Here is a 12,993-nt window from a genome sequence, read left to right as displayed (position 1 = left end):
ACCTCGCAGGAGCCGAAAGGCTTCTTTTTTGTGAGCTCAAAACTTGAAGGCAAAAGTGCATCATCATATAATATAAATAGTCAAAAATAGTCAGTAATTATGATTTTAATTGAATATATTTCAATTTAATTATGAGCATCTTTGTTGTATCAATAGATAAAGAGGTTTATAATATTATTATAGTCAAATTTAGTCAAACAAATTGATGGGCTAATTTTTTTAAATCAAGGAGGAATAACACATGAAATGTCAAAATTGTGGTCTTAATGATGCTCACGTCAATCTATCAATGAACATCAACCACCAACAGACTGAAGTACATTTGTGTAATGAATGTTTCCATGAAATCAGAAGCCAGATGATGGGTGGCAACGATTTCTTCTCCGGTTCTTCTTTTGAAAATAATAATGGCAATAATAAATATTTCCAAGGAAATGGCGCCGGTCAAACCGGAACGAAAACGAAACAAAGACAGAGTAACGAGAAGAATGGTTTGCTCGATCAACTGGGCAAAAATGTCTCTGACGAAGCTAGAAGTGGTAACATTGACCCAGTTATCGGACGTGATAAAGAAATCAAGCGCGTTATCGAAACATTGAACAGAAGAAATAAAAATAACCCAGTACTGATCGGTGAGCCGGGTGTCGGTAAGACAGCAATTGCAGAAGGTTTGGCATTAAAAATTGTCGAAGGTGCTGTTCCGGCTAAACTGACAAACAAGGAAATCTACGTGCTTGATGTTGCTTCCCTTGTGGCCAATACAACAATGCGTGGACAATTTGAAGAGCGTTTGAAGCAACTAATTGCAGAGCTCCAGGCACGTGAAGAGGTTATTCTCTTTATCGACGAAATACATCAGCTTGTCGGTGCTGGAAGTTCCGAAGGGTCACAGATGGATGCTGGTAACATCCTAAAGCCGGCACTGGCACGCGGTGAGGTGCAAATCATCGGTGCGACAACGCTTAAAGAGTACCGCCAGATCGAGAAAGACGCAGCACTGGAGCGCCGACTCCAACCGATTATCGTTAAAGAACCTACGCTCGAAGAAGCGGAAATGATTCTCCAAGGTATTAAAGATCGATACGAGAAGTTCCATGAGGTGCGCTATAGCGACGAGGCCATTCATGCGTTTGTCAGCTTATCTGACCGCTATATCCAAGACCGTTTCTTGCCAGATAAGGCGATTGACCTTATGGATGAAGTCGGGTCACGTCTAAATCTTTCCAACGCAGAAGGAGACGCGACGACTATTCAGCAGCGTTTAACTGAAATCGCCCAGGAAAAAGATGCAGCTGCTGAGCGTGAAGATTATGAAAAGGCAGCAAATCTCAAGTATCAGGAAATCCAGCTTGAGAAGCAACTTGAGAAAGCGAAGGACAAAGAACAAACGCTCGATGTGGAAGTGACTGATATCCAGCTGATTGTTGAAGAGAAGACCGGTATTCCTGTAACAAAACTGCAGTCAGATGAACAGAAGAAGATGCGTGATCTTGAAGGACAGCTCGCTGATAAGGTCATTGGACAAGCAGAAGCTGTCGGTAAAGTATCTAAAGCCATCCGCCGAAGCCGAGCAGGTTTGAAATCTAAACATCGTCCAATCGGGTCCTTCCTATTCGTCGGCCCAACAGGTGTCGGCAAGACTGAATTAACTAAAGCACTTGCAGGAGAACTATTTGGATCCCGTGATGCAATGATCAGACTCGATATGAGTGAGTATATGGAGAAACATACGGTCTCTAAGATTATCGGGTCACCTCCGGGCTATGTCGGCCATGAGGAAGCAGGTCAGCTAACTGAGAAGGTCCGCCGCAACCCGTACAGTATCATTTTGCTTGATGAGATAGAGAAAGCACATCCAGATGTTCAAAATATGTTCCTGCAAATTATGGAAGACGGACATCTCACTGACTCGCACGGGCGTACTGTAAGCTTCAAAGATACAGTCATTATCATGACAAGTAACGCGGGTACAGGCGTGAATACTGTGAGTGTCGGCTTTAGTCCAGATAAGCACGAATCTGTCTCTACCCTCGACAACTTGAGTGAGTATTTCAAGCCCGAGTTTCTGAACCGCTTCGATTCTATCATCAACTTTAACCAGTTGTCAGAAGATAACCTGATTGAGATTGTCGATCTGATGCTTGCAGAGCTTCAGGACACGGTCGAAGAGAATGAAATAAGTATTTCAATCACTGAAGAAGCGAAAAGTGAGCTTGCGAGACTCGGTTATGATAAACGCTTTGGTGCAAGACCACTCCGCAGGGTTATTCAAGACAAGATTGAAGATCAGCTGACAGACCTGCTTCTTGAAGAAGCAGCAGTCGATCAGGTGAAAGTGATCGTGGAAGATGGAGAAATTGTAGTAGCGAGAGCCTAATACAGATATATGATCAGCTGAAGACAGCCTACTGTCTTCGGCTTTTTTTATATTGGAAACCTATATATTTGTTTAAACAATATACAGGACTCACTGGGTTTGATTACATTTGGGAGATGTTGAAGTCTGCAAGGTCAGCACGTTTTAACTCTATTCATCGAAGGAGATGTTGAAACAATCGTATCTGAAGTTTGGATACAATTGTTTCTTCTTCGTTCTTTGTACACAGGGACAGGGGGATTAGAGAAGTTTTGTGGTGGCACAAACTGTAGCCGGTAAAGGCAAGACAATACTTTAGGGGGTACCAGTATGTATTGTGGGTAAAAGTCCAGTAGTCTATGTTAAAATTTGAGACAAATGCATAATTCAAAGGATAGGGAGCCGAGCACTCTGTTTTGAAAGGAGTTTGAAATGAAGCGTATTGGAACAGTAATGCTTATTTTTACAATGAGCGTATTTATATCAGCTTGTGGTATGCATAGTAATGACGACGATTTCGATCAGCAGCAGACAATCAACGACACGCCACAACCGGAATAGCTTGCGTGTCAGGTGAATTGTCAATCTAATTGCATTAAGTCGAAATAAAGAGAAATACAACTTAATTTTCATATCGGCACATGAGGTATGCTTTCTTGGTATGGTGTTTAAACATATAGTTTTAGAGATATATAATACTATCGTAGAAATATTTCAAAATACGGAGGTAATAAAATGGCTAGAATTGGAATCGTTACAGGTGGAGGCAGCGGGCTTGGTCAGTCTGCTGCAGTTCGACTTGCGGAAGAAGGCGTCAATATCGCTGTTGTCGATGTCAATGAAGAAGGTGGAAATGAGACAGTCGATATGGTGAAGAAAGCAGGCGCCGATGCAATCTTCATTAAAGCAGATGTCTCAAATCCTAGTGATGTGAAACAGTATGTTGATAAGACGGTAGAACATTTTGGTACTATCGATTATTTCTTCAATAACGCTGGAATATCAGGCAGTGGGAAGTATTTTCTCGATACTGAAATAGAGGAAATAGAAAAAATAGTCGGTATCAACTTGCTTGGCGCCTTGTATGGCGTACGTTATGTCTCTGAAGTGATGCTGAAAAACGGTGGGGGCGCAATCGTTAACACTGCTTCAAGTGCCGGGGTCATCGGCCAGGATTCGGTAGTGACTTACTCTGCTACAAAGCACGGCATCATTGGACTGACCAAAAGTATGGTTGCAGAATACGCTAAAGATGGCCTCAGAGTGAATGCGATAGCACCGGGGCCGACAGAAACACCGATGGTTAAAGCATTCTATGAAGCGAACCCTAAGATGAAAGAAAATGCAGCGGGTGGGATTCCTCAAAAAAGATTGGGTACACCTGAAGAGGTTGCAGAACTGGTTGCATTCCTACTGACTTCAAAGGCAGAGTACATTAATGGTGAAGTGATTCGCATAGATGGCGGGTTTACGAACACGAAATAATATAAGCCCTCCTCAAAAATTCAGTTTGTTTATGATTGATTCAAAAGGGAAAAGTCTCCTAAATATATTTAGGAGGCTTTTATTGTGCAAACACATCAGTTGTACATCAATGGAGAATATATCGAATCAACAGGAGACGACTGGATTGATATCATTAATCCGGCTACTGAAGAAGTGATTTCGCGCACACCAAAAGGTACTGAAGAAGATGTCGAAAAGGCAGTCCAAGCGGCCTTTGATATCCAGCAGAAATGGGAGCTGACACCGAACATCGAACGTGGCAGAATTGTGCGCAAGTTGGGTGATGAGATAGAAAAGCAAAGAGATACATTCATCGATCTACTACAAGAAGAGCAAGGCAAAGACTATGAGCTTGCCAGTGGAGAAGTAGACCTCGCAATCGACTACTTTAGATACATGTCTGAATGGGCGAGAAGAATTGAAGGGGATATTGTCCCAAGTGATCGTGAAAATGAAAATATTTTCGTCTATAAGAAGCCAATCGGAGTAGTGGCTGGAATCATTCCATGGAACTTCCCGGTATTCATACTGGCGAGGAAAGTTGCGACCGCATTGGTTACTGGTTGTACAATAGTGATCAAGCCAAGTCAGCATACCCCAAATACGGCCATGGCTTTTACAAAAATTATAGATGAAATGGAAGAGATTCCAGCAGGAGTCTATAATGTCGTGACAGGTTCAGGTTCTGAAATTGGTAATGCGCTAGCTTCCCATAAGCAAGTCCACATGGTGACGATGACGGGGAGTATTGGTGCCGGCACTAAAGTGATGGAAGCGGCAGCTCAGAATATCACGAAAGTGAATCTCGAACTTGGAGGGAAAGCGCCCGCTATAGTAACACAGAATGCAGACCTGGATCTTGCAGCAGAGCATATCACCACTTCCCGGCTTGCGAATAATGGTCAAGCCTGTACAAATGCCGAGAGGGTCTATGTACATGAAAGCGTTGCGGAAGCTTTGACTGAAAAACTTAAGTCCGTATTTGAATCGAAAACTCTTGGTGATCCACGCAAGGATAAGGCTGCTGACCTTGGCCCGCTAGTCAACCAGGATCGCTTTGAAACAGTCGATGAGATGGTCCAGACTGCCATTTCTGAAGGTGCAGAGGTTGTTACAGGCGGTGGTCCGGCGGATGTGGACAAAGGCTTCTTCTACAAACCGACAATCCTGACTAACGTAACTCACGAATCGACAATCATGAAAGAAGAAATATTCGGTCCGGTCATTCCGATTACCATCTACAGTACACTCGACGACGCAATCGAGATGGCTAATGATACCATTTACGGTTTATCCTCTTCTGTCTATACCGATGATCTGAATGAGGCGATGCGTGTCGTTAACGAAATGAAGTTTGGCGAAACGTATGTAAACAGAGAAAACTTCGAAGCCGTACAGGGGTATCATGCTGGTATGCGACAATCCGGTCTGGGTGGTGCAGACGGTAAGTATGGTATGGAGGATTTCCTGGTGACGCAAGTGGTATATATGCAGTATAAAAACAATAAAAAATAAATTCTGCAAATAAAATGAGTAAGAGGGGTGGCTCAATTGAGCCACCCCTCTTACTTTTAATTCGATACGTTTATTCGATGCCCATTGATTTCTTATAACCTTCAAGATAGGCCATTTCTGCAGGTGAACCTTTGGCCATACTGCTCATGGTCCTATGCCAGAGCGGATAGAAGGGTTCAGGTCGTGCCACCGCTTCAATTCGGTCATGTTCATCCTGTGTCAAATGAATATCGTATGATGCGATGTTGTCACGTAGTTGGTCTTCATTTCTCGCTGCGATGACCACTGGGCCGACATTCGGTCGATCCTTGATCCATGCAAGCGCAATCTGAGGTACGCTAGCACCTCGATTTTCAGCTACTTCTTTCAGTGCATCGATTACATCATATAATCTTTCTTCATCCTTTACCCAAGGCTCTGGCCAGCCGTTTCCTTGGCGAGTGCCTGAAGGTGCTTTATTGTTGCGGTCTATCTTGCCATTTAATAGTCCTTCACCAAGTGGACTCCAGATCATGGAACCAACACCAAGTTCAGCGCCTGCTGGCAACAGCTCATACTCTGCTTCCCGGGCTTCTGGTGTGTAGTAGATCTGTTGGGTGATTGGTGGGATGAGCCCATTTTGTTCTGCCATAGTATACGTTCTAGCGAGTGCCCAGCCACTATAGTTAGACACACCCCAATAGCGGATTTTGCCGGACTTGACCAGATCATTCATAGTCTGTATCGTTTCTTCCACCGGTGTACGACCATCCCATAAGTGTACAAAATAGAGATCAAGATAGTCCGTTCCGAGGCGTTCAAGGCTCTGGTTGATGCTTGTTTCCAAGTTATAACGTGATGCACCCACAGCGTTCGGATCATCTCCAAGGTCGAAACCGGTTTTCGATGTAAGCATCAACTTATCGCGTCTGCCTTTAATGGCTTCACCCAGTACTTTTTCTGCATCCCCTTTTGAATACAGATTGGCAGTATCAAACATATTTATACCTGCATCGAGGCTGATATCGATGTGTCTTCTTGCTGCTTCTGCATCGATGTTTCCTGTGCCTTCAAAACCGTTTGTTCCACTGAATGGGATGGTCCCCAAAATATATTTCGGTACTTTCAATCCGGAGTTTCCCAGATAGATATAATCCATAATATCCTCCTTAGGCGCGTTTGGGAATTCATTTCCCTTTTGGCACCAGTATAAACATGAGAGCGCCTCGCTTCATCTATCTGATCAGCCAATTCGAAAATTCTAGCAATGTATCAAACTGATGGTCGGCATCGAACATTCGATCATTCTTGTTGATGAGGACAGTACGTACACCTGCATTCTTCCCAGCTGCAATGTCAGTTTCCCGGTCTCCAGCCATGTAGCTATCGCGAAGCAGAATATTGTGATGTGAAGCAAGGTCGGTGAGCATGCCCGCTTTCGGCTTTCTGCAGGGACATCCGCTCGAAGGTTTGTGTGGACAGTAAGCAATGTCATCTACACGTGCGCCATATGCTTTGAGTCTCTCGATTAATACGTCATGGATACGGTTCAAAGCAGTTTCGCTCAGGAACCCGAGCCCCAATCCACCCTGGTTTGTAACTATGAAGACTTTAAATCCTGCATCGTTAAATTGTTTGATTGCTTTTGGTGCACCTTCAATAATGAAAAGATCCTGAGGTGTATTGACGAACCTGACCCGACGGGTGAGTACTTCGTTGATTACACCGTCACGGTCAAGAAAAATTGCCTTTTGCATGCTTTTCCACCCTCTTTGTTATTTGTATCGAACTTTTAAGTCTTTGGTATATTACGATCTCTCTTTATATATCACGGGAATAGGTCATTTAATTGTAGAGTTAAAATGTATAATCACACAAATGAGGAAAGAAGTCTCCTTCTCCTTTGGCATAAATGACAAATGTCATATGTTTTTACTGACACTTGCTTCTACGAGACATAGGCGATCTCAATTACAATGAAGACAATAATTCAGAAAAGGGGTTTTTCCGCATGTCGAAAGAGAAACAAGCACAGCTCAGGAAAGCCGTCATGCCGTTTGCCAAATCACAGACGCGGGCAAGTATTATCCAACTATTCAATACAATTCTTCCATTTTTCGTTCTATGGTTTCTAGCGTATCAGTCGCTCAACATATCATTTATGCTCAGTCTGGTATTCAGCATTGGTGCTGCAGGGTTTATGATCCGTTCGTTCATCATATTCCACGACTGCGCTCACCAATCATTTTTCAAAAGCAAGAAGTGGAATACATTCTTTGGAACGCTGACTGGCATCATCACACATTTTGCGTTTGAAAAGTGGAAACGTGAGCACTCAATCCACCATGCAACGAGCGGTAATCTTGATAAGCGTGGTATCGGTGATATCTGGGTCATGACTGTCGAAGAATATGAACAGGCTGGTAAACTAGAAAGGCTAAAGTACAGATTATACAGAAACCCACTCATCATGTTCGGACTTGGGCCATTGTCCCTATTCCTTTACGACAACCGCTTTAACCGTAAGGGTGCGAAAAAGAAGGAACGTATGAACACCTACTTGATAAACGTATCAATCGTTGCAATCTATTGCTTGATCGGCTTTACGCTCGGCTGGCACGTGCTCTTGATGGTCCAATTGCCGATCATCTATGTTGCAGGTATGCTCGGCATCTGGTTATTTTACGTCCAGCATCAGTTTGAAGACTCCTACTTTGAGAATGAAGCGGAATGGGATTACGTAAAAGCTGCGGTTGATGGTAGCTCCTACTACAAGTTGCCGAAGTGGCTAGAATGGATGACAGGCAGCATCGGCTATCACCATGTACACCATCTGGCACCAAGAGTACCGAACTACTCACTCGAGAAAGCACACGAGAGTACGCCACCTCTCCATCAAGCAACGACAATCACACTGAAATCCAGTCTCGAATCAATTAAATTCCGCCTCTACGATGAGAAGGAAAAGACATTCGTCACTTTCCGTGAGATGAAAGCAAAAATGAGTGCTAAGCAGCATGCAAGTACAGATTGATGAATGAGAACCAATCCTCCTGCTAAACCAGGAGGTTTTTTTGATTTGTACCCATCTATTAAGATACAAAACTGTTAAACTGAAGAAGTAGAAAACGGAGCGGGGGATGAATTTATATGCGTGACTGGTATCATATTTTTCCAAAGAATACGGGGCTGAGCCTATATATATGGATCATTTTCTGTGTGCTGCCTTTTTATTTCATATTCCGCTCGACATCGATGTGGGAGGTTATCTTCGGCAGCGTCATGACTATGATGTTCTTTACGGTATACTGGCTGACATTCAATACAAAAGGCCCCATGGTCTATATTGGATTGAGTCTTCTCTTCTGTATTAATATTGTCATGACTGTGTTGTACGGCTACGTATATTTCGCCCTGTTCATTGCCTTCTTTGTAGGCAATATTAGTAGCAAGGCTGGTTTCGTCTCTATGTATGTCATCCATTTGGTGACGACAGTTGCTGCGGTTACATTCAGTTTCTTCTACAACTATACACTGCTGCTCATTCATCTACCGTTTCTTATTATGACAGTGCTCGGGGTCATTCTTCTACCAATCAGCCAGTACAACCGGCTGAAGCAAGAGGAACTAGAATCGAAGCTCGAAGATGCCAACCTTAAGATTGCAGAACTTGCGATTGTAGAGGAGCGACATAGAATTGCACGCGACCTGCATGATACGCTCGGGCAGAAGCTATCGATGATTGGTCTTAAAAGTGAACTGTCAAGGAAACTAATAGATAAGGATCAGGAAGCGGCGAAAGCTGAACTTCGAGATATAGAATCTGCATCAAGACAGGCGCTAAAAGAAGTCAGGGAAATGATTAGTGATATGAAGCAAGTGAGTCTTAAAAACGAGATGGTACATGTTAGAAAGCTGATGGATGCGGCACAGATACGCTACGATATTAATGTGGAAGGATCTTTCGAGCAGATGCCGGTACTTATTGAGAACGTACTTAGTATGTGCTTGAAAGAGGCGGTGACAAACGTAGTGAAGCATAGCCGGGCACAGCTTTGTGTCATTGAGCTGGTCGATACAAACCAAGACATACTACTTAAAGTTATGGATAACGGTACAGGCGTGACGGGTGAGGTAAAGCCTGGGCATGGGCTGCAAGGGATGAAGGAGCGTTTGTCCTTTGTCAATGGCACAATGCACACTACGAACAGCAAAGAAGGATTTGAAATTAATATTGCGATACCGAAAGTATTGAAGCAGATTGAGGAGGGATGGGAATGATCCGTATTGTGCTGGCTGAAGATCAGAACCTTTTAAGAGGTGCACTTGCCGCGCTGCTCGATCTTGAAGATGATATCACTGTTGTTGGTCAAGTGTCGAATGGGGCGGAGGCTTTGGAGCTTGTTGATAAGATGGCGCCAGATATCTGCCTAATGGATATTGAAATGCCTGTCATGACAGGGCTTGAGGCAGCGGAGAATCTAATCGGGACATCTTGTAAGGTTGCTATACTGACGACATTCGCGCGCCCCGGCTATTTTGAGCGTGCTAAGAAAGCGAAAGTAAGCGGCTACCTGCTGAAAGATAGTTCCAGTGAAACATTGGCACAGTCGATCAGGCAGATCATGACAGGCAAACGGATCTATTCACCTGAGCTTATAGACGTCGCTTTTGAAGCTTCCAACCCACTGACTGTAAGGGAAATAGAAATCCTCCAGCTTCTTACTGAGGGGAAAACGACAAAAGCCATCGCAAAAGAACTGCACCTTACTAATGGTACAGTGAGAAATTACGTATCCATCATACTAGATAAGCTTGATGTCGATAATCGTATCGAAGCCATATCTAAAGCCGAAGAGAAGGGATGGCTGAAGTAGATATCCGAGCATACTTACAGATAGCCCGTTAGCTACTAATGCATTCAGGTCAGTGTTGCGATCTATCACTCACTTAAAAACGGGTTAGAACACTACAAGTTAAATATGCAACGTATAAAGGCAAAATTAAAAATGAGTTCGGCAGTGTGCCGACTCATTTTATATAGATAGCCTAAGCTTAGAAATTGTATCTAACTTAGAGGATTACTTGACGGTTTTCAAACTGTCATGAATACCTCGGTCCATACTAATTAGAATCCGATATCGAACCAGTTGAGGGACTGATATCCGAAATAGAAAGAAACGAGTGTGAGTATGCTGAAGACCAAACTCTCAACTTTGCTCCCGGTACGGGTAGTCAGAGGGAATCGGACCGTTAGACTGAGCGGAAAGAACAGTTTGATTCCGCGCTTTGTCGCCATGTCCAGTATGTAGTGGCTGACCATACCTGTTAGAAGACCGTATTTAAGTACATCGTTCGGGAAGAAATGGTCAATTAGAAACGATACAAGTACAAGAAATAATAGACTATGGGTAAAAGTCCTATGTCCAAATATAAAGTTGATTATTCTGGAGATAATCGGAAGCTTCTTGCCGATCAGGCTACCACTATGGCAGATGTCCGGCAGGAGGGCACCGACGATTCCCGCACCAACCATGACCAGCGGGTTTTCGTTTGCTGTATGGGCGACGGCCAAACTGGCAGCAATGCCACCCAAGATATGTGTTTTTCCAGTCATGAAGTGACCTCCTTATTTAGGGTGAAGTATAATTATAATACATTATATGCAATTTATCTGTATTTCTATAACATTAAATAAGAATTTGTTCACTATTTGTGAACATATGTGTGATTTATGACAAATTTTAATAGACACTGTTGTACGTCAATTTTTAGACTGTCATGTTATGATGGATGATAAAGAATGAGGAGGAATACGATATGGACGGAACGAGGAGAAACGATATTAAACCGGGCTCAAAAGTGAAAGTAGTGCAAAAGCAAGACCAGCGCTCAGGCGAATTGACAGAAGGAGTTGTCGCCAGGCTATTGACGAATTCAGCGATGCATCCGCACGGCATTAAAGTAAAACTTGAGAGCGGTATCGTTGGCAGGGTGAAAGAAATAATTGAGTAGTAGTAGATTGAACTTATTACATGCATGAAATTGTTGAAGAAAGCCCCTGAATGACCACACTTTAAGGTGTCATCATTCAGGGGCTTTAAATATGTCCTATAATGTTATTTTGCTTCTGCCTGAGAATTAGACATATCGTCCGGTCGCGCTCGGTACACACGTAGCGCCATCAGGAATGCAACGATTGAGATGATGAACCCGATGAAATAAACAAGTTCAACTCCTGCGACCATAGCCTGATTGATTGTAGCTGGATCATTTGGTGTTTCCGAACTTGACAGAACGCTTGCTTGCCTGGCATTCAGTATACTGATAAATACAGAGACCCCGATTGCACCAGCCAGCGGCTGAAGAGTGGATACGACAGCAGTGCCGTGAGGGTACATGTTTTTAGGTAATTGATTGAGACCGTTCGTCTGGGCCGGCATCATAATCGCCGAAACAGAAATCATTAGAAGCATGAAGCTGATGACGATGACCCATATAGAAGTATTGGTATCAAGTCTGCTCATCATAAACATCGTACCTGTCAGGATGAGCGTCGCCGGAATCATCATCGGTCTAGGTCCTACTTTATCGAAAAGTTGGCCCATAAAAGGAGAAAGTGCACCGTTTAGCAAGCTTCCTGGAAGTAAAAGTAACCCGGCGGTTGCGGCACTTAATGCCAGCGGTCCTTGCATGTATATCGGTAGAATGATTTCTGATGCAAACATCGTCATGACGATAATCAGGAACATGATGATAGCATGCCGATACATTGGATATTTGAAGACTCTAAGATCCATAATCGGTTCATCGAGTTTCAATTGTCGGTAAACGAACAAGGAGATACCGATGAGTCCAGCGATGATGGGTAGGAGAACGTCAACGCTCATGAAACCTGAATCGCTCTCTCCTACGGAACTGAAACCAAAAATGGTGGCGCCAAAACCAACAGTTGAGAAGACAATGGATAATATGTCAATTTTGGGACGTGTGACTTCTGATACGTTGACTAGGAAAAAGAATGCGAACACGATTGAGAATAGCGAGAATGGAATGACTGAAATGAACAGAAACCTCCACCCAAGATATTCTACAATCACTCCTGAAAGTGTCGGGCCAATGGCCGGGGCGAACATGATGACTAGACCAACCATCCCCATTATTTTCCCGCGTTTATGGGGTGGATACATAAGTAAGAACACATTGAACATGATTGGCATCAGCATCCCGGTGCCGACCGCCTGGATCATGCGGCCTGCAAGTAGTATGCCGAATGTCGGAGCTGAGGCTGCAATGATAGTACCCGCAGTGAACACGATCATGGTACCAAGGAAAAGCTGACGTGTTGAAAACCATTGTATTAAAAGTGCCGAAACTGGAATAACGATTCCCATAACAAGCATGAAGCCCGTGGCCATCCACTGTACGGTCGGTAATGTGACATCAAATTGTTCCATTAGCGTGGTTAAAGCGATGTTTAGCAGCGTTTCATTCAATATCGCAAAAAATGCACCAATAATTAGGGAGAGCATGATGGGTAAAGTCTTGATATTCGGGTTATCTGATAAATATTCGTATTGTGGGGATGAATTATTCTCCATGAGTTGTTCTCCTATATGTATTTGATTTGAAGACAT

Annotated in this window: 12 protein-coding genes; 8 read left to right on the top strand and 4 right to left on the bottom strand. The window is 43.5% G+C overall.

Annotation, left to right across the window (positions count from 1 at the left end; translation table 11 throughout):
* Window positions 1-241 precede the first annotated feature (241 nt).
* The 4 genes from ACFOJ8_RS10345 (at window position 242) to aldA (ending at window position 5,377) form a co-directional block, all read left to right on the top strand.
* Window positions 242-2,377, top strand: coding sequence for an ATP-dependent Clp protease ATP-binding subunit (locus ACFOJ8_RS10345; RefSeq protein ID WP_380656856.1), 2,136 nt, complete (start codon window positions 242-244; stop codon window positions 2,375-2,377).
* Between the two features lie 411 nt (window positions 2,378-2,788).
* Window positions 2,789-2,917 (top strand): hypothetical protein, encoded by a 129-nt coding sequence (locus tag ACFOJ8_RS10340; protein ID WP_380656854.1) that lies wholly within the window; start codon window positions 2,789-2,791, stop codon window positions 2,915-2,917.
* Between the two features lie 174 nt (window positions 2,918-3,091).
* Window positions 3,092-3,841, top strand: coding sequence for an SDR family NAD(P)-dependent oxidoreductase (locus ACFOJ8_RS10335; RefSeq protein ID WP_380656851.1), 750 nt, complete (start codon window positions 3,092-3,094; stop codon window positions 3,839-3,841).
* A gap of 84 nt (window positions 3,842-3,925) precedes the next feature.
* Complete coding sequence (aldA, locus tag ACFOJ8_RS10330; protein WP_380656848.1) at window positions 3,926-5,377, top strand: aldehyde dehydrogenase; 1,452 nt, start codon at window positions 3,926-3,928, stop codon at window positions 5,375-5,377.
* 70 nt (window positions 5,378-5,447) lie between these two features.
* On the opposite strand, the gene ACFOJ8_RS10325 is transcribed toward aldA, so the two are convergent.
* Window positions 5,448-6,515: an aldo/keto reductase gene (locus tag ACFOJ8_RS10325; RefSeq protein ID WP_380656845.1), complete on the bottom strand. Its 1,068-nt coding sequence runs from the start codon at window positions 6,513-6,515 to the stop codon at window positions 5,448-5,450.
* A 76-nt stretch (window positions 6,516-6,591) separates the two neighbouring features.
* Window positions 6,592-7,113 (bottom strand): D-glycero-alpha-D-manno-heptose-1,7-bisphosphate 7-phosphatase, encoded by a 522-nt coding sequence (locus ACFOJ8_RS10320; RefSeq protein WP_380656843.1) that lies wholly within the window; start codon window positions 7,111-7,113, stop codon window positions 6,592-6,594.
* Window positions 7,114-7,367: 254 nt separating this feature from the next.
* Here ACFOJ8_RS10320 and ACFOJ8_RS10315 point away from each other — a divergent pair, with 254 nt between their 5' ends.
* From ACFOJ8_RS10315 to ACFOJ8_RS10305, 3 genes are all read left to right on the top strand, one after another.
* A complete protein-coding gene (locus ACFOJ8_RS10315; RefSeq protein WP_380656840.1) occupies window positions 7,368-8,390 on the top strand; it encodes a fatty acid desaturase in 1,023 nt (340 codons plus the stop codon).
* A gap of 116 nt (window positions 8,391-8,506) precedes the next feature.
* A complete protein-coding gene (locus ACFOJ8_RS10310) occupies window positions 8,507-9,637 on the top strand; it encodes a sensor histidine kinase (protein ID WP_380659923.1) in 1,131 nt (376 codons plus the stop codon).
* Window positions 9,634-10,233 carry a response regulator transcription factor gene (locus ACFOJ8_RS10305; protein WP_380656834.1) on the top strand — a complete coding sequence of 200 codons (600 nt, stop codon included), beginning with the start codon at window positions 9,634-9,636 and terminating at the stop codon, window positions 10,231-10,233. Before ACFOJ8_RS10310 ends, ACFOJ8_RS10305 begins: the two co-directional genes overlap by 4 nt.
* Before the next feature lie 251 nt (window positions 10,234-10,484).
* Here ACFOJ8_RS10305 and ACFOJ8_RS10300 read toward each other — a convergent pair whose 3' ends face one another.
* Entirely contained in the window at window positions 10,485-10,973 is a 489-nt protein-coding gene (locus ACFOJ8_RS10300; RefSeq protein WP_380656832.1) for a metal-dependent hydrolase, read from the bottom strand.
* Window positions 10,974-11,176: 203 nt separating this feature from the next.
* Between ACFOJ8_RS10300 and ACFOJ8_RS10295 the strand changes: the two genes are divergently transcribed.
* Window positions 11,177-11,371 carry a YwbE family protein gene (locus ACFOJ8_RS10295; RefSeq protein ID WP_380656829.1) on the top strand — a complete coding sequence of 65 codons (195 nt, stop codon included), beginning with the start codon at window positions 11,177-11,179 and terminating at the stop codon, window positions 11,369-11,371.
* A 104-nt stretch (window positions 11,372-11,475) separates the two neighbouring features.
* Here the strand turns inward: ACFOJ8_RS10295 and ACFOJ8_RS10290 are convergent, their stop codons facing one another.
* Window positions 11,476-12,957: an MDR family MFS transporter gene (locus tag ACFOJ8_RS10290; RefSeq protein WP_380656826.1), complete on the bottom strand. Its 1,482-nt coding sequence runs from the start codon at window positions 12,955-12,957 to the stop codon at window positions 11,476-11,478.
* Window positions 12,958-12,993 lie beyond the last annotated feature (36 nt).

It is taken from the genome of Salinicoccus sesuvii (assembly GCF_042648145.1).
Lineage (GTDB): Bacteria > Bacillota > Bacilli > Staphylococcales > Salinicoccaceae > Salinicoccus > Salinicoccus sesuvii.
The sequence above is the reverse complement of the archived record's forward strand: the minus strand, read 5'-3'. Positions and strand labels throughout refer to the sequence as shown.